The sequence below is a fragment of the Bosea sp. RAC05 genome, assembly GCF_001713455.1.
In the GTDB taxonomy this organism is placed as follows: Bacteria; Pseudomonadota; Alphaproteobacteria; order Rhizobiales; family Beijerinckiaceae; genus Allobosea.
The window spans coordinates 4,786,876-4,805,762 of the sequence record NZ_CP016464.1; the positions used below are offsets into that span (position 1 = coordinate 4,786,876).

The following is an 18,887-nucleotide window of genomic DNA, read 5'->3' on the forward strand; positions in this document are numbered from 1 at the left end:
TCAGCCCCGCGCCGCCCGCAGGAATTCCTCGACCGCCACCGAACAGCCCTTGGAATCGGCACCGTCGACGCGGCCGAGCAACCGGAAGCCGCCCTCGACCATCACGCCGGCATCCTCGGTCAGGATCGCGGAGGCACAGTTGAAATGGGCGAGGTCGTGATGGACCAGCACGCCGGTCGTTCCCTCCGGCAGGTCGCGCCCGCTGACCGGATCGACCACGCGGCTGCGGATCCAGTGCGGGCCGGACTTCACCGGCGGGCAGGTCGCATTGCCGTCATCATAGAACTGCGTGCTGAGTTCGGTCATGCCGTACATGTTGATGCAAGCCTCGCGCGGCACGCCGAGCGCCGCCGACAGCGCGTCGTAGAAGGCATCCGGCGTCATCTCGCGCGACTGGCCCTTGAAGCCGCCGGTGTCGAGGATGCGGCTACCGGCAGGCAGCGCGAAGCGCCGTCCCTGCGCCGCCAGCGCGTCGAGCAGATGCACGAAGCTGAAGCTCGCGCCGAGCAGCGCATAGGGCTCGCCCGAGGCCTGCGCCCGCTCCAGCGCCGCGATAAGCCGCGGCAGGTCGAGCCCGTCTGCACCGATGAAGCCTTCGCTGTCAGGCGTCCCACATTCCTGCTTCGCCAGAGCCAGGTAACGCGCCAGCGAGGAGTTCGGCATCGCCTGCTCGTCGGGGAAGAGGATGCCCATGGCCATGCGCTCCCGCCCGGCCATGAAGCGGCGGCGGAAATTCACCAGCATCGAGCGGTCCCAGACGGCCATTGTCGGGTGGTGGCTCTTGCCCCGCACCCCGCCCTGCGTCGTGCCGCTGGTCATGAAGATGCGCACGGCCGCCTCGGGCGGCGTGCAACTCAGAGTCAGGGTCTTGAAGGCGCTGATCGGCACGGCCGGAATGTCGCGCCAGCTGCGGACGGTGAGCGTGGTGCGCCCGCGCTGGATCGCGAAGCACCGATAGGGTGCGTTGTGGGCGAACTGATAAGCGAAGACGGCCAGCGCCATGCGCTCGAACGCCGCCTCGGACGCGTCGTCCTGCTCGATGAAGGCCAGCAGGGCCTCGATGATCTCGCTCTGCGTCACGTCCGCTCGCGCCTTCCCGCAAGGCCCGTCGCCCGGCAACATGCCGGGCCTTAAGCCTGACGATCCGAAAATGACGGCGTGAGCCTGGAAAAGGGGCGTCGTGGCGCCGCCCGATGTCCCGCATCCCTACGCCGGCATGACCCGGATCAGGTTCGGAGGGTCACCGCGCTGTCGGACAAAAGCCCGACCGGCGGAATCTCAGCCTCCTCGCGAGGCACCCCTTGGAACAGCGGCCACCATGATGGCGCGCCCGCCCCGCTGTCAAGGAAGCGTCACGGGACCTTCGCCGGCCGCCACGAAACCGGCGAGCCGATCCGTCATTCGGCTGCGGAAGCGGCCCCGGATTGCAGCGCCGGTCGCCATGTCGCGAGCGCATCCCGCCCCGCCGCGGTCAACGCATAGACGCCGCGACCCGTTGTCTCGAACCAGCCATAGACGTTGCGGTGCAGAATCTTCTGCGCGTCCGGGCAGGTCGGCTTGAGGTCGCGCGGCCGTTGCGGCCCCTCCACCATTGCCGCCGCGCAGGCCAGCGCCTGCTGGCGATAGGCGGTCATCACCGGTCGGCGCGTGCCGCCGCCAACGACGGGATCGCCCTGGCGACGCCGGTGTTCATCCACGAGACGGGACCGCCGTTTCGGGTCCTTGCGCGGCGTCGGTGCAACCGGGGACACGAGCACGTCGACCTGGCCGGATGCGGCGACCCCCAGCAGCCCGAGACCGAGCCGGCGACAGAGATTGCGGTAGCGCGGATCGCTCTCGCGGCCCTTGCCCCGGGCCGACAGCCGCGCCGCCAGCCAGACCTCGTCGCCGATGCTCATGCGGTCGACGCCTTGCAGGATCAGCTCGAGATTGAAGGTCAGCTTGAGCTCGCCGATCACCACCACGCTCGGGTCGCCGGCCCGCACCCCGACGAGATCGCAAGGCCCGACCTCGCCCTTGACGGTGTAGCCCAGCGCCTCGAGGAACGCCTTAACCGGCAGGTAGAGCGACGTTTCCACGGAAGACCCTCTAAACAACTGTCATGCAGCCGCGGCGGTGGCAGAGCCGCCGAGACCGCAGCGCCATCGGCCCTGAAGAGGGTGCACGGCAAAAGCTCGCCGTCCGGAACGGCAGCGACTCGCCTGAGGTATCCTGGAAAATCCTTCGGCGGCGGGGAAGTGGCGGACCGGGAGGGATTGTCAAAATTCTCCAGAGAGATCAATAAATTCAATAACTTGAGAGCCGCAGATTTTGATCGCGTGTACCAGTCCTGTGACCTGTCGTCCAGCGGACCCAGGCGGGTTCACAGGGCCCGCACTCAACCCCGGTTGGGCTCGTAGACTGTGACGAAGCGCCAAAGATTGACCCCACGAATTCTGCCTTTAACCCGCTGACATGGATGGCCTATCACCGTTCAGAGAGGGATCACGAGCGGCGCCGATCGTGACCGCTGTCTCAGTGACGATAACCGTTTTAATTGAATAACTTAAACGCCACCTGCGGTAGGGTCGCGCCTCAATGCTGAACCACGGGGAGGAAACGAGATGGACTTCAAGCCGCCATTCACGGGCATTCACGCGATCGTCTATGCGTTGTTCGATGCGCAGGAGCGGCTGAACCGCGAGGCGATGCGCAAGCAGGTCGAGATCTGTCTCGGGCTCGGCGTCCACGGGATGGCGGCTCTAGGGCTCGCGACCGAGGTCTCGAAGCTCGGCGTAACCGAGCGGCGAATGGTGATGGAGTGGGTCGCCGAGGATACGAACGGGCGCGTACCACTGGCCTTCACGATCTTCGGTTCGTCGGTCGCAGAGCAGGTCGAGCAGGTCCGCGCGGCCGAGGCGGCGGGGGCCGACTGGGTGATCCTGCAGCCACCGATGGTCGGAAGCTTCGGCGCGGCAGAGTACATCCGCTTCTTCGGGCGCGTCGCCGAGGCGACGTCGCTGCCGGTCGCGATCCAGAACGCGCCGGCCTATATGGGGCGCGGCCTCTCCGCCGATGACATTCGCGCGCTGGTCGCGCAGCATCCGAATATCTGCCTCGTCAAGGGCGAGGGTTCGGTCGTGGAGATCCGGCATCTGATCGAGGCGACGGATGGGCAACTGCCGGTCATGAACGGCCGCGGCGGCCTCGAACTGATCGATAATTTTCGTGCCGGTTGCGCCGGGATGATCCTCGCCCCCGATACGATCGACTATGCACTGGCCGCGCATGCGCGGCTCAACGCCGGTAACGAGGAGAGCGCCGAAGCCGCCTACCGCGAGATGCTGGCGACGACGGTCTTCATCATGCAGTCCCTTGAAAGCCTGATCTGCTACGGCAAGCGCCTGTTCGGCGCGCGCGCCGGCATCGAGATCCATGACCGGGCGCCGGCGCTGCGCCCCACTGCGTTCGGCCTCGACCTCGTCCAGCGCCATGCGGCGCGTCTCGGGCCCTATCGAGTCCTCGGCTGATCGGATCGCGGGCGAGCCAGGTGTCGTGAGCGGATCGGGTGACCTTCTGCGCCTCGCGCTCGCTCAGCGAACGCGGGCCGACTTTCAGGTCGGCCCGGCGCGTCTCGACGGCGACGAACACCTCCGCCTGTTCGAGCTTGGCCTCGGACGGGTCTCGGGTTCAGAGGCTCTGCTTCTCCTCGGTCTTGCCGATCAGGGCGCCGAGCGCGCCCGGGACGCGCTTGCGAAACCAGTGGATTCCGGTCTTGGGATGCTTCCAGGGGCGCGACATTGCGAGAGCCATTGCGTACCACCCGTGTGCACCACTCGGGCGGCTGCAAGCCCCTGATTTTTCAGAACTCCTTTTTGGATCATACCCTGAGCGGGATGATGGCGGACAGGGAGGGATTTGAACCCCCGATACCCTTGCGGGTATGCCGCATTTCGAGTGCGGTGCATTCAACCACTCTGCCACCTGTCCGCGGTCGCCTTCGGTCGAAGCGGGCTGGTTACTACACGCGGCGTTCGGCCAAAACAAGCCTTCGCTCGCGCGCCGGACGCATTCTGTCCCGCGCCGTCTTTGCCGCGTCGCATTCGGCAGGGTTCGCGACGCTTTCGCTTGACCTCTGCGACCCCAGCGACTATCGAGCCTCGTCCGGCGTGGGGAAACCCGCGCCTGATCTCTTTTGGCCCTTTCGTCTCGCCCTGCGCGAGCCGGGGCCTTCGAGAGCGAACCCTGACCCGTAACGACTGCCAAAAAGCCGTCCCGCATGCGCCTCGTCGAGGCCGTGACAGGGCGGGGCCGAACATGGAGGATAAAATGTTCGCAGTCATCAAGACCGGCGGAAAACAGTTCCGCGTGACCGCCAACGATCGCATCACCACCGCCAAGATCGAAGGCAACCCGGGCGACACCGTCGCCTTCGACACCGTGCTGATGCTCACCGACGGCGAGAAGACCACGCTCGACGCCAAGGCCCTCTCCGAGATCACGGTTGCCGCCGAGATCGTCGAGCAGGCTCGCGGCGACAAGGTCATCGCCTTCAAGAAGCGTCGCCGCCAGAATTCGAAGCGCAAGCGTGGCTTCCGCGCCGAGCTGACGGTCATCCGCATCACCGACATTCTCACCGGCGGCAAGAAGCCGGAGATGAAGAAGGGCGAGGCTTCGGCCGTCGCGCTTCAGGCCGGCGCTGCCGAGGCCAAGGCCAAGCCCGCCGCGAAGGCTCCGAAGGCCGCCAAGGCCGAGGCCGGTGCGCTGGACGCCTCCAACCTCTCGCTGATCTCGGGCGTCGGCCCGACCATCGAGAAGAAGCTGCGCGCCGCCGGCATCACCTCCTGGAACGACATCGCCGCCTGGACCGAGGCCGACGTCGCCAAGTGGGACGAGGAGCTCAAGCTCCGCGGCCGCGCCACCCGCGAGGAGTGGGTCGTGCAGGCCAAGGAGCTCCTGGCCGGCAAGCCCCCGCGGGCCAAGGCCGACCAGGCCGAGCTGGCTTCCGGCGAGGACTACTGACGCCTCCCGTCAGTCCCGTTTTCGCTTCCCCGCCCGAACCGGCTGGCTTTTGCCGCCGATTCGGGTTAGAGAGACCACATCAGTTTTGAGGTAGGGCGTTATGGCTCACAAAAAGGCAGGCGGCTCGTCCCGCAACGGTCGCGACTCCGAAAGCAAGCGCCTCGGCGTGAAGAAGTTCGGCGACCAGGCCGTCATTCCGGGCAACATCATCATCCGCCAGCGCGGAACCCGTTGGCATGCCGGCGTCAATGTCGGCATGGGCAAAGACCATACCCTCTTTGCGACCACGGCCGGCCGAGTCCGATTCACGACGAAACTCGGCCGAGCTTTCGTGAACGTAGTCCCGGCCCAAGAGGCCGCAGAATAAGACGGCGGATAGGGACTTCTCCGATCCGCCGGTTCCATCGAACCGGAACGGATCAGGGGTCCAGCCCTCTACGGGGTCACCCAAGGTCAGCGAAAGGGAGGTGGGACCAAATCCCAGCTCCCTTTTTCGTTTGCGCCGACGGAGAGACCCGATGTTCCCCGAATTGACCCGCGACGATGTCTTCCGGCTCGAGACCCGCCGCCTCTGGCTGCGCTGGCCGCGCATGGCGGACGCTTCCGCCATCCTGCGTCAGGCCGGGGAGAAAGCCGTGGCCGAGATGACGGCCTCGATCCCGCATCCCTACCCCGTGGATGCGGTCGAGCCCTTCATCTTCGCCATGCGCAAGGGCAATGCGCTGGGTGAACATCTGGTGCTGGCGATCACGCCGCGGTCCAAGCCCAACGAGCTGATCGGCATGATCGGCGCGCATCGCCAGGCCACGGGCGTGCCCTTCATCGGCTATTGGTTGGGCACGGGCCATTGGGGCAAGGGGCTGGCGACGGAGGCCACCCAGGCGCTGATCGATACCGTGTTCTCGCTGAGCGAGATCAAGGCGATCGAGGCCGACGCGCGCGTCATCAACCCCGCCTCCAAGCGCGTGCTGGAGAAGTCGGGCTTCCGCGCCGAGGGCTCGTTCCTGAAGTCTCTGCCGGCCCGCGGCGGCCTCTTCCCCTGCGAGCAGTACCGGCTCGACCGCTCGACCTGGGCGGCGCTGAAGAGCTGGGGCACGAGCGGCTGGACCCATGCGCCGGAGATCGAGCCCTCCGTCGCCATCGACACGCCGTGCGAACCCTGCCCGGCGTAAGCGTTCCACGTCATTCCCGGGCGGCGCTCTGCGCCGACCCGGGAATCTCGATCAGGAGATGCTCGGGTCGAGCCCGAGCATGACGAACAGTTCGACCTACTTCACGAACGTCCCGCCGAGTTCGTCCTCGATATGGATGCGGATGATCTCGTCGAAGCTCGACTCGGCCTTGAAGCCGAGTGCGATCGCCCGCTGCGGGTCGAAATTGCGCGGCCAGCCCTCGACGATCTTGTCGATCACCGGATCGGGCACGCGCTTGATGCGCGCCACGACGCCGTCGCCCGCGACCTTGCGCAGCGCCTCGATCTGCTCGGCCACCGTGCAGGAATAGCCCGGCATGTTCAGCGCGCGGCGGGGACCGACGGCCGCCAGGTCCATGGTCGCGGCATGGAGCAGGAAATTGACGGCCGAGCGCGGCGAGGCGTGCCAATGGCGCACCTGGTCCGACACGGGGAGCACCGCGTCGATGCCGTTCAGCGGCTCGCGGATGATGTTGGAGAAGAAGCCCGACGCCGCCTTGTTGGGCGATCCCGGCCGCACGCAGATCGTCGGGAAGCGGATGCTGAGCCCGTCGAAGAAGCCGCGGCGCGAATAATCGGAGAGCAGCAGTTCGCAGATCGCCTTCTGCGTGCCGTAGCTGGTCAGCGGCGTCGTGAAGAACTCGTCGCCGATCTTGTCGTGGAACGGCGCACCGAACACGGCGACCGACGAGGTGAAGACCACCCGCGGCTTGTAGCCGTCGCCGGTCAGGCGGATCGCCTCGAACAGGAAGCGCGTGCCGTCGAGGTTGATCTTGTAGCCCTTCTCGAAATCGGCCTCGGCCTCGCCCGAGACGACCGCCGCCAGATGCACGATGAGCCCGGGCCGCGAGGCGATCAGCTTCTCAGCCTCGCCGGGAACCGACAGATCCGAGACGATGGCATCAAAAGCGAAGGCCGCGCCCTTGGGCGCCTGCGCCGGGACGACGTCCTGCGCCGTCACCTTCGCGATCGGCTTTCCGCCGAGAGCGCCGTCACGGGCGAGACGCTCGATGAATTTGCGGCCGGCCATGCCGGCCCCACCGAGAACGAGAATATGCATGGGCTTCCTCCCTGTTGTTGTTCTTGTGCGCTCAGAGAGCGAAGCCGCCATCGGCGAGATGGATCTGGCCGGTGGTGTAGCTCGCCTCGTCGGAGGCGAGGTAGACGGCGAGCCAGGCGATCTCCTGCGCCGTGCCGAGCCGGCCCATCGGCTGACGGTCGATGAAGGCCTGCCGCGCGGCGGCTTCCGTGGTCTTGGTCGAGGTCGCCAGATCCTTGATGCGCTGGTCAAGCGAGGGCGACTGGATCGTGCCCGGGCAGATCGCGTTCGAGCGGATGCCCTTCTTGATGAAGTCGGCCGCGACCGCCTTGGTCAGCCCGATCACCGCCGCCTTGGTCGTGCCATAGGCGTAGCGGTTCGGGATGCCGCGGACAGAACCCGCGCCCGAGGCGATGTTGACGATCGAGCCCGCGCCCTTCGCCAGCATGCCCGGCAGGAACGCCTTGATCGTGCGGTGCATCGAGGTGACGTTGAGGTCGAAGGAGAAATCCCAGGCCTTGTCGTCGGTGTCGAGCACCGTGCCATGGTGGACGTAGCCGGCGGCGTTGACGAGGATGTCGATCGTCCCGACCTTCGCCGCGAACGCCTCGACCGCCTTGTTGGAGAGCACGTCGAGCTTGCGCTTCTTCGCCTTGGGAATGCCCTCGAGCAGCGTGACGTCCTTGTCGGTCGCCCAGACGGTCGCGCCCTCGGCGACGAAGGCCTCCGCGATCGCGCGCCCGATGCCCTGGCCGGCGGCGGTGACGACCGCGACCTTGCCCTTCAAACGTCCTGCCATGCTGTTGTCCTCGCCTTCGCGTTTCTTGGTGGTGACATCAGGCCTGCGCGGCCCTGAAGCTCTCGAGACGCGCCTTCTGATGGCCGTCTGAATCAAAATTGCCCGGATCGAGCCAGGCCTCGAAGGCGGCGTTGACCGCCGGCCATTCGCTGTCGAGGATCGAGAACCAGGCGGTGTCGCGGTTGCGGCCCTTGACCACCATGTGCTGGCGGAAAAGGCCCTCATAGCGGAAGCCGAAGCGCAGCGCCGCGCGCTTGGACGGCTCGTTCAAATTGTTGCACTTCCACTCGAAGCGCCGGTAGCCGAGCGCGAAACCGTAGCCGCCGCAAAGATGGATCGCCTCGGTGGCAACGCGGGTCCGCTGCAGTTCCGGCGAATAGGTGATGTAGCCGACCTCAAAGACGCCGTGATCGGGCCTGATCTCCATCAGCCAGAGATGCCCCTTGGGCTTGCCGTCGGCCCTGTCGATGATCGCGAAGGGCACGATGCCCGACTTCGACACCATCATCGCCAGCAACTCGCGATAGGCCTCGCGCGTCTGCGGCGGATCCGCCGGCATCCACTGCCAGATGTGGTCGTGGCCGGCATTCACGGCCCAGATGTCGTCGAGATGGCGGGTGGGGTCGATCGGCTCGAGCCGGCAGTAGCGCCCCTCCAGCACACGCGCCGGCGGAAAGGGCGGCGCCGTCCAGTTCAGGACGGGATTGCCGTCGGCTGCCGGGGTCGCATGGCTCATGGCTTCGTCATCTCCTGCCAGCCGGTGAGATCGGCGAAGACCGACCACCCCGCGCCGAGTTCGGCCGCGACCGCCGCGGTGATGGTGTGGCCCTCGGCCTCCCAGGCGCGCTGCTCGGCGTCGCTGGGAAAGCGCGAGCGGGCCTCGGCATCCTCGTCGTAGATCGCGTCGAAGGCGTCCATCCAGGCTTCCAGCCGGTCCGCCAGATCCTCGCTCAGCCCGACATCCTCGGCATCGACGGCGCTTCGGCGGCCCTTGGCGTCGAGCGTCCAGAGGCCGCTCTGCCCGAGCCAGGCCGGCGCGATCAGCAGTGACCGGCTCATGAGCGCGCCTTCAGGTCTTCACGGAAGAACGGGTCGAGCCGCCGCGACGGCGCATTGCCAGCGAAACCCGCGAAGCTGCCGCCCTCCACGATCAGGCGGGTCGATTCGACGAAGCCCGCCCAGGCGGATCGCGCCGAGGCGGCGCCCGTCGACAGGCGGCGGACGCCCAGGGCTTCGAAATCGGCGACGGTCAGGCCGAAATCGGCGAAGACGACGACATTGACGGGCTTGCCGCCTGCCGCGGCGACGATCGCGGCGATCTGCTCGGCGCTTCGCGCGCCCGGCGCGTAGAGCACATCGGCTCCCGCCTCGCGATAGGCCTCGAGGCGCCGGACCGACTCCGCCTGCGCCTCGGGATGACCGGTCAGGAAGCACTCCGCCCGCGCCGTCAGCACCACGCCGGAACCGGTCTCGTCGATCGCCTTGCGCGCGGCGCGGACCCGGTCCACGGCGAGTTCGAACGGATAGAGCGGATCGCCCTCGCGCCCCGTCGCGTCCTCGATCGACAGCCCCGCGACTCCGGTCGCGACGCAGAGCTTGACGTTGGCGGCGACGCCGTCGGGCGTGTCGGCATAGCCATTCTCGAAATCGGCGTTCACCGGCACGTCGGGCACCGCCTTCACCATCTCGGCGATATGCGCGAGCATCATGTCGCGCGGCACGTCCTGGTCGGCCCGCCCCTGCGTGAAGGCAAAGCCCGCGCTCGTCGTCGCCAGAGCCTTGAAGCCCTGCCCGCGCAACCAGCGCGCCGAACCGAGATCCCACGGGTTCGGCATGACGAAGCAGCCGGACTCGTGGAGCGCGCGAAAGGCATCGACCTGAGGGGAATAGGCCATTTTAAATCGTTTCAGAGACGCATTGGCAGCCGGAGGCGCATAGTGTCCGCAAAGCGCCGCCTTGTCAGCCCCAGGCGCTGCGCGCAACAGGATCGGCGCCGTTGCGCAGGCGGAATGGCGCTCGTCAACGTCATTCTCGGGCGGCGCATGCGCCGACCCGAGAATCTCTTGCCGGAGATGCTCGGGTCAAGCCCGAGCATGACGAGGCACCCAGTCAGTGATTGTCGCGCGGCACACCGAATTTCTTGTGGATCTTCTGGTACTTGACCGCCGGCTTCAGCACCATGCCCTCGGAGAGTTCGCCGACGATCTTGCGCTGGATCTCCTGCCAGGGCGTCTGGCTCTTGGGATATTTGTAGCCGCCGGCCGCCTTCAGCGCGGCGCGCCGCTGCGCCAGTTCCTCATCCGAGATCAGGATGTCGGCGGTGCGCTTGGTCAGGTCGATGCGCACCATGTCGCCCGTCTTCAGCAGCGCGAGCCCGCCGCCCGTCGCCGCCTCCGGCGAGGCATTCAGGATCGAGGGCGAGCCCGAGGTGCCGGACTGGCGCCCGTCGCCGATGCAGGCGAGCGCCGAGACGCCCTTTTTGATGAGATAATCCGGCGGCCGCATGTTCACCACCTCGGCCGCGCCGGGATAGCCGATCGGCCCGACGCCACGGATGAACAGGATGCAGTGCTCGTCGATGGCGAGCGCCGGATCGTCGATGCGGTGGTGGTAGTCCTCCGGCCCGTCGAAGACGATGGCGCGGCCCTCGAAAGCGTTGGGATCCTTCGGGTTTTCCAGGTAGCGCTTGCGGAACTCCGGCGTGATCACGCTGGTCTTCATGATCGCGGAATCGAACAGGTTGCCGGACAGGTTGAGGAAGCCCGACTGCGCCTTCATCGGCTCGTCATAGGGCTTGATCACGCGCCGGTCGACCGAGAAGAAGCCCTCGCAATTCTCGGCGAGCGTGCGTCCATTGGCGGTGATCGCCGGCTTGATCTTGCCCTTGGCGACGAGCTCGGCGACCACGGCGGGAACGCCGCCGGCACGGTAGTAATCCTCGCCGAGATACTCGCCGGCCGGCTGCAGGTTGACCAGCAGCGGGACATCGTAGCCGATCTTCGTCCAGTCCTCGTTGTCGAGCGGAACGCCGATATGCTTGGCGATCGCGTTGACGTGGATCGGCGCATTGGTCGAGCCGCCGATCGCCGAATTGATGACGATGGTGTTCTCGAAGGCCTCGCGCGTCAGGATCTTGGAGGGAACCAGGTTCTCCCAGACCATCTCGACGATGCGCTTGCCGGTCAGATAGGCCATCTCGTAGCGGTCGCGATACGGCGCGGGGATGGCGGCGCCGCCCGGCAGGGTCATGCCCATCGCCTCGGCGAGCGAGTTCATCGTCGAGGCCGTGCCCATCGTGTTGCAATGGCCGGCCGAGGGCGCCGAGGAGGCGACGAGTTCGACGAAGCCTTTGTAGTCGATCTCGCCGGCCGCCATCATCTGGCGCGCCTTCCACACGATCGTGCCCGAGCCGGTGCGCTCGCCGCGGAAATTGCCGTTCAGCATCGGCCCGCCCGGCAGGGCGATGGCCGGAATGTCGACCGTCGCGGCGGCCATGATCTGCGCCGGGGTGGTCTTGTCGCAGCCGGTCGTCAGCACGACGCCGTCGATCGGGTAGCCGTAGAGGATCTCGACGAGGCTGAGATACTGCAGGTTGCGGTCGAGCGAGGCAGTCGGCCGCTTGCAGGTCTCCTGGATCGGATGGATCGGGAACTCGAAGGGCACGCCGCCCATCTCGCGGATGCCGTCGCGGACGCGGTGGGCGAGCTCGAGATGGTGGCGGTTGCAGGGGGCGATGTCCGAGCCGGTCTGGGCAATGCCGATGATCGGCCGGCCCGACTGCAGCTCATCGCGCGACAGGCCGAAATTCATCGTCCGCTCGATATAGAGCGCCGTCATGTCGGCATTGGCCGGATTGTCGAACCAGGCCTTCGAGCGCAGCTGCGCCGGCTTGATCCGGCGCGGCGCCTTCTTCTTCGTCGTCGCGGCCGGGCGATCGCCGCGCGGCGTGTTGCTGTCCGGGGTCTTGGCCATCCTCGTCTTCCTCTCGCACGGCGCGGACACTGGCGGCCGCTTGCCGATCTCTGCTTCTACCAATCTGAGACAGGCTCATCATGCCCATCGTCCCCGGCGCGGCAAGAGCCGATCCGGTCGATAGTCATACTATTTACGCAGCCTGCATACAGCATGCAATCATGTCGCAAGTGGCGGCGGCGGTCGCCGGGCGATCCGGTTTGACGCCAGGGCCGGTTTGACGCCAAGAGAAGGCAAGGCCCCCCTGAGCGGGCCGCATCGCGACCGATCCCGAGGAAGCCCGCCATGACACTCCATGTCGTCCCCGCCTTCGCCCGCATCGGCGAGGAGAACGCCTTCGCCGTTCTGGCGCGCGCCACCGAGTTGCAGCGCCAGGGCAAGGACATCATCAATCTCGGCATCGGCCAGCCCGACTTCCCGACGCCCGACCACATCGTCGAAGCCGCCGTGAAGGCGCTGCGCGATGGCCATCACGGCTATACCCCGGCCAACGGCATCCTGCCGCTGCGCGAGGCGGTCGCTGCCGATCTGCACAAGCGCTTCCAGGTCGAGGTCTCGCCCGAGAGCGTAATGATCGTGCCCGGCGGCAAGGTCACCATGTTCATGGCGATCCTGATGTTCGGCGAGCCCGGCGCCGAGATCCTCTATCCGGATCCCGGCTTCCCGATCTACCGCTCGATGATCGAGTACACCGGCGCGACGCCGGTTCCGGTGCCGATCCGCGAGGAGAACGGCTTCGCCTTCTCGGCCGAGGAAACGCTCGCGCTGATCACCCCGAAGACGCGGCTGCTGATCGTCAACTCGCCGGCCAACCCGACCGGCGGCGTCACGCCCAAGGCCGAGGTCGACAAGCTCGTCGCCGGGCTGGCGAAGTTCCCCGACGTCGCGATCATGTCCGACGAAATCTACGACCAGATGCTCTATGACGGCGAGCAGCATGTCTGCCTGCTGAGCTACCCCGAGATCCGGGACCGGCTGATCCTGCTCAACGGCTGGTCGAAGACCTATGCCATGACCGGCTGGCGCATGGGCTGGTCGATCTGGCCCAAGCCCCTCTACGACAACGCCCGCAAGCTGGCGGTGAACTCGCATTCCTGCGTCAACGCACCCGCCCAGTGGGCCGGTCTCGCGGCGCTGACCGGCCCGCAGGACGCGGTCGCGATGATGCTGGCCGAGTTCGACCGGCGCCGGAAGGCGGTGATGAAGGGGCTCAACGCCTTGCCCGGCGTCTCCTGCATCGTGCCGAAGGGGGCCTTCTACGCCTTCCCGAACGTCTCGCAGACCGGCTGGAAGGCCAAGAAGCTCGCTTCCGCTCTCCTCGAGGAGACCGGCGTCGCCACCATCGGCGGCCCGGATTTCGGCGTCCATGGCGAGGGCTATATCCGCCTCTCCTACGCCAACTCGCTGGAGAACATCGAGCGCGCGCTGGAGCGGATGGGCACGTTCCTCAAGAGCGCGAAGGCCGCATGAGCTTCGGCAGCGCCAGCTACCTCTACCTGGCGGCGGCGATCGTCAGCGAGGTCATCGGGACCTCGGCGCTCAAGGCATCGAACGAGTTCACGCGGCCCGTGCCGACGATGATCATGCTCGCCGCCTTCCTCAGCGCCTTCTACTTCCTGACCCTGACCTTGCGGACGATCCCCGTCGGCGTCGCCTACGCCATCTGGTCGGGCGTCGGCATCGTCATGATCAGCATCATCGCCCGTATCCTGTTCGGCCAGAAGCTCGATGCGCCGGCCATTCTGGGCATGGCGCTGATCGTGGCGGGCGTGCTGGTGATCAATCTCTTCTCGAAATCGACGGCGCACTGAGGCGAGGCTCAAACCGTCTGCGTCATCCTGGACAAGCCGCGAAGCGGCGCAGGCCGGGATCCATCCTGGGGCGATGTCGCGTCTTACGATGGATCCCGGGACGACCTTCGGTTGCCCAGGATGACGCGAGTTTCCGGACAGCAGAGCTCGGCGATCGGCGCCAGCCGCCTCAGTTCCTGGCCGTGCTCGCGGTCATGCCCGGATCGACCTTGAAGCTCGAGGCTTCGAGCACGGCGGTGCCGATCATCGTCTTCACCGAGACCCGCACGGGCACCAGGACATTGGTCCCGGCGACCGGCGCCAGCCAGGTGCTGATGTCGCGGTTCTCGATCATGAACTTCGTGCTCGGCCGCTCCGAGCGATGCCCCGCGATCGGCACATAGCGCACCTGGCAGACCGCGACCGGGCCGCTATAGCCCTCGAGCTTGACCTCGCGCGTGCCCGCCTGGGTCATCTTGATGTCGTAGCGCGCCGCGCCATCGAAGATCTGGAGCGTCCGGTTGCAGGCATTGGCCAGCCCCTTGCCGACGACCGGCATCAGGAAGGCGCTGAGCGGATCGATCACGTTGCGGCGATGGCCGTCGTTCAGCGGCACGCGGTCCGGCTTGGCATCGATCGGCGGCTCGATCTCGACGGCCGCGACGGTGTTGCTGTCGAGCGCCATGCGCACGGTGCGGCTCTCGCTCGAACTCGCCGAACTGACGGCGAAACTGGTCGGCGAGAGCTTCGTGCCGTTCAGGCTGCCGCTGGCGGCCCCCGAGCCGCGCCCGCCGGTGAAGCCACCGATCAGGCCCGTGAGCTTAGCCGTGAGGTCGAGCTTGTAAGTCGAGCCCTCGATGCCGCCGGTGAGGTTCGCCGTGCCGAGCGTCAGCCCCAGCAACGACACGTCGTAGCGCGCGTCGAGCGAGGCGGCGGCCGCGGGAAGCCCGAGCGTCGCGGCTCCGACGGCGAGAATCCACCCGCCCAGGGACGATGCGATGGCGGGTTTCATCCAATTCCTCCAGACGGCAGGCCATGCCGACATGCACTGCGAATCGGTCCGAATCGTGACCGCTTTCGCCGGGTTTGGCGAGCGCCCAGATGCCGCGGCGACGCCGACGCGGACATTGCGCTCCTTATCCGCGCGGCGGCACGCGGTTTTCCTTGACGGCCCCCCCGGCCTTGGCTATGGAACCGCGACTTCAATTTGACTTCCGGTGCTCATGTCCGGCACGTCGCGTGTCGGCATTTTTGTTTGAGCCAGCCGGTTGGATTTAGGGAACGATACCATGGCGCGCCGTTGCGAACTGACCGGGAAGGCCACCCTCACCGGCCACCTCGTCAGCCACTCGAACCGCAAGACGAAGACCGTCTTCCGGCCCAACCTCGTCAACGTCACGCTGCAGTCGGATGCGCTCGGCCGCTCCGTGCGGCTGCGCGTCTCGGCCAATGCCCTGCGCACGGTCGACCATCGTGGCGGCCTCGACGCCTTCCTGATCAAGGCCTCGGCCTCCGATCTGTCGACCGGCGCCCTGACGCTGAAGCGCGACATCGAGAAGAAGCTCGCCACCGCCTGAGCGGACGAGCCTTTTCGGGTCTGAAGGAAGCGGCCGCGAGGCCGCTTTTTTCGTTGGGGGCGACAGCGCGACATCATTGCGAGCGTAGCGAAGCAATCCAGATGGACGCGCTCTACGACGCCAGGATTGCTTCGCTGCGCTCGCAATGACGGCTTTCGTCAGGCGAGAACGAACTCCAGCAGCACCGTCCGCTGCAGGAACGAGAAATTGTCGTCCGAGATCAGGGTCAGCACGGTCTTCAGGCCGTCCTGATGGACCGACAGCCCTTCCATGTTGTCGATCTCCTGGCCGAGATCGGCCTCGATCAGGGCGGGCCCGTCGAGCAGCGCGCCGGCCTTCAGGCTCGCGGCCGGGATTCGCCGGATCCGCATGCCGACGCCGCGCAGCGCGCGATACCAGCGCTCCAGCAACAGCAGGTCGCCGTCTGGCAGGAAGGCGAGGTCGGTGATGTCGAAGCCGCCATGCCTGATCACCCTGAACAAGCCCGGCTGGCGCCCGAGGATGACGCCGAGCGTCGGCTCGTCTTCCGCGCCCGAGCGTTCGGCGATGCCAACGATCGCACCCGCCAGAGGCTGCCCGGGCGGCACCACGCCGATCGCCTCCAGCCCGCGATTGTCCGGCAGGCGCTTGACCTCGCGCGGCACCGGCACGATCCGCGCCCGCGCCATCACGCCCTCAGTGGCCCAGTCGAAGCGCAGCACGTCATGGGTGCGCTCGACGCCGAGATAGGCGATGCCGTCGGCGATGCACAGGCTCTCGGTGTCATAGTAGCGCGAGCGGTGCAGCGGCCGGCCCGAACTGCCGAGGATCGGCGCCAGTTCCGCGCCCTCGAGCCCGGTCAGCCGGCCATTGCGCGAGGCGAGCGTGCCCGTCAGCCAGAAGCCGTTGTCGGTGACGGCGACGAGATCGGTTCCGCCCGGCCCGCGCCACAGCCCCGACAACCCGCCGAAGCGCGAATGGCTGCCGCTGAGCACGAGCCCGCTGCGGAAGTCGAGACGGCCGAAGCGCGTCTTCTCGGGGTTGCGCGGCTCGAAGGCGGCGATCGGCCGCGCCGAGACGGCGACGGGGATGCGGCTGGTGTCGGGCGTCTCGGCCAGGGCCGGACGGGCGGCGGCGACCGCCCCCAGGCCGGCCAGCGCGGCACGGCGGGTCAGGCGCATCGCAACGAAGCGCCCGAAGGAACAATAACCCTCACGTCCGCCGCCGCGGCCCGCGCGACGGCCCGCCGTTCAGCCCCGCATCCTCCTCGAAGAGTTCGGCGAGCTTCTCGGTCATCACCCCGCCGAGCTCCTCCGCATCGACGATGGTGACGGCGCGGCGGTAATAGCGGGTGACGTCATGGCCGATGCCGATGGCGATCAGCTCGACCGGCGAGCGCGTCTCGATCTCGGCAATGATGTGGCGCAGATGCCGCTCGAGATAGTTGCCGGAATTCACCGACAGCGTCGAATCGTCGACCGGTGCGCCATCCGAGATCACCATCAGGATCTTGCGCTGCTCGGGCCGCGCCAGCAGGCGCTTGTGCGCCCAGTCCAGCGCCTCGCCGTCGATGTTCTCCTTGAGCAGCCCCTCGCGCATCATCAGGCCGAGATTCTTGCGCGCCCGCCGCCAGGGTGCATCGGCCGCCTTGTAGATGATGTGCCGGAGGTCGTTGAGGCGGCCGGGATTGGCCGGCTTGCCCGACTGCAGCCAGCTCTCGCGCGAGAGACCGCCCTTCCAGGCCCGCGTGGTGAAGCCGAGCAGCTCGACCTTGACGCCGCAGCGCTCCAGCGTCCGCGCCAGGATGTCGGCGCAGGTCGCGGCGACCGTGATCGGCCGTCCGCGCATCGAGCCGGAATTGTCGATCAGCAGCGTCACCACCGTGTCGCGGAAATTGACGTCCGATTCCTGTCGGAAGGAGAGCGGCTGATAGGGATCGATGATGATGCGCGGCAGGCGGGCCGGATCGAGCGCGCCCTCCTCCAGGTCGAATTGCCAGGAGCGGTTCTGCTGCGCCATCAGCCGCCGCTGCAGACGGTTGGCGAGCCGCGCCACGACGCCCTGGAGATGCGCCAGCTGCTTGTCGAGATAGGCGCGCAGGCGCGTCAGCTCCTCGGCGTCGCAGAGGTCTTCGGCCGTGACGATCTCGTCGAACTTCTGGGTGTAGGGCTTGTAGTCGGTCTGCGGCCGGTCGTTGGCCTTGCTCTCGCGCGGGCGCGGCGCCTCGCCGGCCTCGTCGGCCTCGGAGTTCTCGTCCTCCTCGTCCCAGTCTCCCGAGGGCGCGTCGGAGGCTTCCGTCGCCCCCTCCTGCAGTTCCTCGGTCGCGTCGTCGGAGACCTCGACCTCGGAGCGCTCGCCGGCGCTCTCCTGCTCGGCCTCGCCATCCTGCTGCTGCTGCTCGTCGGAGGACTGGTCCTTGTCGTCCTCGTCCTCCTCCGAGTCCTCGCCCTGCGCCGTCTGCTCGGCCATGTCGAGCGAGGCCAGCATGTCGCGCACGGTGCGGGCGAAGGCGCGCTGGTCCTCGACCGCCTTAGACAGCCGGTCGAGATCGGCGCCGGCCTTGGCCTCGATCTGCTCGCGCCAGAGATCGACCAGCTTCTCCGCCGCCTTGGGCGGCTTCAGGCCCGTCAGCCGCTCGCGCACCATCAGCGCCAGCGCATCCTCCAGCGGCGCGTCGGCGCGGTCGGTGATCTCCTCATAGCGGCCGCCGCGGTGGTAGCGATCCTCCAGCATGGCGGTGATGTTGCCGGCCATGCCGGCCATCCGCCGCGCACCGACGCATTCGACGCGGGCCTGCTCGACCGCGTCGAAGACGGCGCGCGCGGCGTCGCCTTCCGGCGCGGCGCGGCGATGCACGCTGGCGTCATGGCAGGCCAGCCGCAGCGCCATCGAATCGGAATGGCCGCGCAGGATCGCGACGTCCTGCGCCGTCAGCTTGCGCGGCGGTTCCGGCAGGCGGGCGCGCTCGCCGACGAGCGAGGGTTTGTCGGCCGCGAAGACGATTTCCATCTCCGGCTTGCGGGCGATCGCCTTCATCGTCGAGGAGATGGCCCGCTTCAGCGGCTCCGCTGGCGCTTCCTTGGTCGTGCCGGGCTTGCGATTGGAAAGGGTCATAGCGCCTTCGCGAAATGGTGGATCCGGTGGCCCGCGACGGGATAGTCCTCCATCACGCCGCAGGGCTTGTAGCCGAGCTTGGGATAGAACTGCGGCGCCTGGATGCTCATCGTACTCAGATAGACGCCCCGCGCGCCATGCTCGCGCGCGGTCGTCTCAGCCAGCGCGACCAGCGCCTCGCCATGGCCGGCGCCGCGATGGGCCTCGTCGATCCAGAGCAGGTCGACATGGAGCCATTCCCATTTCAGCTCGCCGATCAGCCCGCCGACGATGACGCCGGCCTCGTCGCGCAGGCTGAGCGCCAGCGGCTCGCTGTTGCGCGGCCCGACCCGGGCCGCGTTGTAGGCGCTCAAGCCCGCGACCACGGCCTCCCTCGTCGCCGCGACATCGGTCTCGCGCTGGAGGGTCGCCATGGCGGGGACGA

The 18,887-nt window shown here is 67.4% G+C and carries 20 protein-coding genes, 1 tRNA gene and 1 riboswitch; of the genes, 7 read left to right on the forward strand and 14 right to left on the reverse strand.

Annotation, left to right across the window (positions count from 1 at the left end; all coding sequences use genetic code 11):
* Both BSY19_RS26155 and BSY19_RS26160 read right to left on the reverse strand, forming a co-directional pair.
* The gene (locus BSY19_RS26155; RefSeq protein WP_210184402.1) at positions 1 to 1,080 is read right to left on the reverse strand and encodes a LuxE/PaaK family acyltransferase; all 1,080 of its coding nucleotides are present in this window, start codon (positions 1,078 to 1,080) and stop codon (positions 1 to 3) included.
* A 106-nt stretch (positions 1,081 to 1,186) separates the two neighbouring features.
* A riboswitch (TPP riboswitch) is annotated at positions 1,187 to 1,312 on the reverse strand.
* 85 nt (positions 1,313 to 1,397) lie between these two features.
* Positions 1,398 to 2,078 carry a DUF2161 domain-containing phosphodiesterase gene (locus BSY19_RS26160; protein WP_069056724.1) on the reverse strand — a complete coding sequence of 227 codons (681 nt, stop codon included), beginning with the start codon at positions 2,076 to 2,078 and terminating at the stop codon, positions 1,398 to 1,400.
* A 525-nt stretch (positions 2,079 to 2,603) separates the two neighbouring features.
* Here BSY19_RS26160 and BSY19_RS26165 point away from each other — a divergent pair.
* Positions 2,604 to 3,509, forward strand: coding sequence for a dihydrodipicolinate synthase family protein (locus BSY19_RS26165; RefSeq protein WP_069056725.1), 906 nt, complete (start codon positions 2,604 to 2,606; stop codon positions 3,507 to 3,509).
* A 160-nt stretch (positions 3,510 to 3,669) separates the two neighbouring features.
* On the opposite strand, the gene BSY19_RS28545 is transcribed toward BSY19_RS26165, so the two are convergent.
* Positions 3,670 to 3,792 (reverse strand): hypothetical protein, encoded by a 123-nt coding sequence (locus BSY19_RS28545; RefSeq protein WP_257785733.1) that lies wholly within the window; start codon positions 3,790 to 3,792, stop codon positions 3,670 to 3,672.
* An 87-nt stretch (positions 3,793 to 3,879) separates the two neighbouring features.
* Positions 3,880 to 3,969 (reverse strand) — tRNA-Ser (locus BSY19_RS26170).
* 339 nt (positions 3,970 to 4,308) lie between these two features.
* On the opposite strand from BSY19_RS26170, the gene rplU reads away from it, so the two are divergent.
* The 3 genes from rplU to BSY19_RS26185 all read left to right on the forward strand — a co-directional run bounded on the left by rplU (position 4,309) and on the right by BSY19_RS26185 (position 6,173).
* A complete protein-coding gene (gene rplU / locus BSY19_RS26175; protein ID WP_069056726.1) occupies positions 4,309 to 5,001 on the forward strand; it encodes a 50S ribosomal protein L21 in 693 nt (230 codons plus the stop codon).
* Positions 5,002 to 5,101: 100 nt separating this feature from the next.
* A complete protein-coding gene (gene rpmA, locus BSY19_RS26180; protein ID WP_066723575.1) occupies positions 5,102 to 5,368 on the forward strand; it encodes a 50S ribosomal protein L27 in 267 nt (88 codons plus the stop codon).
* Between the two features lie 151 nt (positions 5,369 to 5,519).
* The gene (locus BSY19_RS26185) at positions 5,520 to 6,173 is read left to right on the forward strand and encodes a GNAT family N-acetyltransferase (protein ID WP_069056727.1); all 654 of its coding nucleotides are present in this window, start codon (positions 5,520 to 5,522) and stop codon (positions 6,171 to 6,173) included.
* 96 nt (positions 6,174 to 6,269) lie between these two features.
* Here the strand turns inward: BSY19_RS26185 and denD are convergent, their stop codons facing one another.
* The 6 genes from denD to BSY19_RS26215 form a co-directional block, all read right to left on the reverse strand.
* Positions 6,270 to 7,253, reverse strand: a complete 984-nt coding sequence (gene denD, locus BSY19_RS26190) for a D-erythronate dehydrogenase (RefSeq protein WP_069056728.1) — start codon at positions 7,251 to 7,253, stop codon at positions 6,270 to 6,272.
* A gap of 31 nt (positions 7,254 to 7,284) precedes the next feature.
* On the reverse strand, positions 7,285 to 8,031 hold the full coding sequence (locus tag BSY19_RS26195) for an SDR family oxidoreductase (protein ID WP_069056729.1): 747 nt from the start codon (positions 8,029 to 8,031) through the stop codon (positions 7,285 to 7,287).
* Between the two features lie 37 nt (positions 8,032 to 8,068).
* Positions 8,069 to 8,767: a GNAT family N-acetyltransferase gene (locus tag BSY19_RS26200; RefSeq protein WP_069056730.1), complete on the reverse strand. Its 699-nt coding sequence runs from the start codon at positions 8,765 to 8,767 to the stop codon at positions 8,069 to 8,071.
* A complete protein-coding gene (locus tag BSY19_RS26205; RefSeq protein WP_069056731.1) occupies positions 8,764 to 9,090 on the reverse strand; it encodes a hypothetical protein in 327 nt (108 codons plus the stop codon). The genes BSY19_RS26200 and BSY19_RS26205 overlap by 4 nt, the downstream gene beginning before the upstream one ends.
* A complete protein-coding gene (locus BSY19_RS26210) occupies positions 9,087 to 9,926 on the reverse strand; it encodes an isocitrate lyase/PEP mutase family protein (protein ID WP_069056732.1) in 840 nt (279 codons plus the stop codon). Before BSY19_RS26210 ends, BSY19_RS26205 begins: the two co-directional genes overlap by 4 nt.
* Positions 9,927 to 10,140: 214 nt before the next feature.
* Entirely contained in the window at positions 10,141 to 12,003 is a 1,863-nt protein-coding gene (locus BSY19_RS26215) for an IlvD/Edd family dehydratase (RefSeq protein WP_083247852.1), read from the reverse strand.
* A 285-nt stretch (positions 12,004 to 12,288) separates the two neighbouring features.
* Here BSY19_RS26215 and BSY19_RS26220 point away from each other — a divergent pair, with 285 nt between their 5' ends.
* Together BSY19_RS26220 and BSY19_RS26225 are read left to right on the forward strand one after the other, a co-directional pair.
* Positions 12,289 to 13,473 (forward strand): pyridoxal phosphate-dependent aminotransferase, encoded by a 1,185-nt coding sequence (locus tag BSY19_RS26220; RefSeq protein ID WP_069056733.1) that lies wholly within the window; start codon positions 12,289 to 12,291, stop codon positions 13,471 to 13,473.
* Positions 13,470 to 13,814: a DMT family transporter gene (locus BSY19_RS26225; RefSeq protein ID WP_069056734.1), complete on the forward strand. Its 345-nt coding sequence runs from the start codon at positions 13,470 to 13,472 to the stop codon at positions 13,812 to 13,814. The genes BSY19_RS26220 and BSY19_RS26225 overlap by 4 nt, the downstream gene beginning before the upstream one ends.
* A 169-nt stretch (positions 13,815 to 13,983) precedes the next feature.
* Here the strand turns inward: BSY19_RS26225 and BSY19_RS26230 are convergent, their stop codons facing one another.
* Positions 13,984 to 14,805: a DUF3108 domain-containing protein gene (locus BSY19_RS26230; RefSeq protein WP_171905210.1), complete on the reverse strand. Its 822-nt coding sequence runs from the start codon at positions 14,803 to 14,805 to the stop codon at positions 13,984 to 13,986.
* 277 nt (positions 14,806 to 15,082) lie between these two features.
* Here BSY19_RS26230 and rpmB point away from each other — a divergent pair, with 277 nt between their 5' ends.
* A complete protein-coding gene (rpmB, locus tag BSY19_RS26235; protein ID WP_069056736.1) occupies positions 15,083 to 15,370 on the forward strand; it encodes a 50S ribosomal protein L28 in 288 nt (95 codons plus the stop codon).
* Positions 15,371 to 15,528: 158 nt separating this feature from the next.
* Here the strand turns inward: rpmB and BSY19_RS26240 are convergent, their stop codons facing one another.
* From BSY19_RS26240 to BSY19_RS26250, 3 genes are read right to left on the reverse strand one after another with little or no spacing between them, the layout of a single operon-like run.
* Positions 15,529 to 16,530, reverse strand: coding sequence for an esterase-like activity of phytase family protein (locus BSY19_RS26240; protein ID WP_069056737.1), 1,002 nt, complete (start codon positions 16,528 to 16,530; stop codon positions 15,529 to 15,531).
* Positions 16,531 to 16,561: 31 nt separating this feature from the next.
* Positions 16,562 to 18,463, reverse strand: coding sequence for a cobaltochelatase subunit CobT (gene cobT / locus BSY19_RS26245; RefSeq protein ID WP_069056738.1), 1,902 nt, complete (start codon positions 18,461 to 18,463; stop codon positions 16,562 to 16,564).
* On the reverse strand, positions 18,460 to 18,876 hold the full coding sequence (locus BSY19_RS26250; RefSeq protein ID WP_069056739.1) for a GNAT family N-acetyltransferase: 417 nt from the start codon (positions 18,874 to 18,876) through the stop codon (positions 18,460 to 18,462). Before BSY19_RS26250 ends, cobT begins: the two co-directional genes overlap by 4 nt.
* Between the last annotated feature and the right edge of the window lie 11 nt (positions 18,877 to 18,887).

Coding starts and splice junctions, on each gene's coding strand:
- rpmA (WP_066723575.1), top strand. CDS start 5,102: ATGGCTCACAAAAAGGCAGGCGGCTCGTCCCGCAACGGTCGCGACTCC.
- rpmB (WP_069056736.1), top strand. CDS start 15,083: ATGGCGCGCCGTTGCGAACTGACCGGGAAGGCCACCCTCACCGGCCAC.
- BSY19_RS26225 (WP_069056734.1), top strand. CDS start 13,470: ATGAGCTTCGGCAGCGCCAGCTACCTCTACCTGGCGGCGGCGATCGTC.
- BSY19_RS26205 (WP_069056731.1), bottom strand. CDS start 9,090: ATGAGCCGGTCACTGCTGATCGCGCCGGCCTGGCTCGGGCAGAGCGGC.
- BSY19_RS26240 (WP_069056737.1), bottom strand. CDS start 16,530: ATGCGCCTGACCCGCCGTGCCGCGCTGGCCGGCCTGGGGGCGGTCGCC.
- BSY19_RS26230 (WP_171905210.1), bottom strand. CDS start 14,805: ATGAAACCCGCCATCGCATCGTCCCTGGGCGGGTGGATTCTCGCCGTC.
- BSY19_RS26250 (WP_069056739.1), bottom strand. CDS start 18,876: ATGGCGACCCTCCAGCGCGAGACCGATGTCGCGGCGACGAGGGAGGCC.
- rplU (WP_069056726.1), top strand. CDS start 4,309: ATGTTCGCAGTCATCAAGACCGGCGGAAAACAGTTCCGCGTGACCGCC.
- BSY19_RS26220 (WP_069056733.1), top strand. CDS start 12,289: ATGACACTCCATGTCGTCCCCGCCTTCGCCCGCATCGGCGAGGAGAAC.
- BSY19_RS26195 (WP_069056729.1), bottom strand. CDS start 8,031: ATGGCAGGACGTTTGAAGGGCAAGGTCGCGGTCGTCACCGCCGCCGGC.
- cobT (WP_069056738.1), bottom strand. CDS start 18,463: ATGACCCTTTCCAATCGCAAGCCCGGCACGACCAAGGAAGCGCCAGCG.
- denD (WP_069056728.1), bottom strand. CDS start 7,253: ATGCATATTCTCGTTCTCGGTGGGGCCGGCATGGCCGGCCGCAAATTC.
- BSY19_RS26185 (WP_069056727.1), top strand. CDS start 5,520: ATGTTCCCCGAATTGACCCGCGACGATGTCTTCCGGCTCGAGACCCGC.
- BSY19_RS26215 (WP_083247852.1), bottom strand. CDS start 12,003: ATGGCCAAGACCCCGGACAGCAACACGCCGCGCGGCGATCGCCCGGCC.
- BSY19_RS26200 (WP_069056730.1), bottom strand. CDS start 8,767: ATGAGCCATGCGACCCCGGCAGCCGACGGCAATCCCGTCCTGAACTGG.
- BSY19_RS26210 (WP_069056732.1), bottom strand. CDS start 9,926: ATGGCCTATTCCCCTCAGGTCGATGCCTTTCGCGCGCTCCACGAGTCC.
- BSY19_RS28545 (WP_257785733.1), bottom strand. CDS start 3,792: ATGGCTCTCGCAATGTCGCGCCCCTGGAAGCATCCCAAGACCGGAATC.
- BSY19_RS26165 (WP_069056725.1), top strand. CDS start 2,604: ATGGACTTCAAGCCGCCATTCACGGGCATTCACGCGATCGTCTATGCG.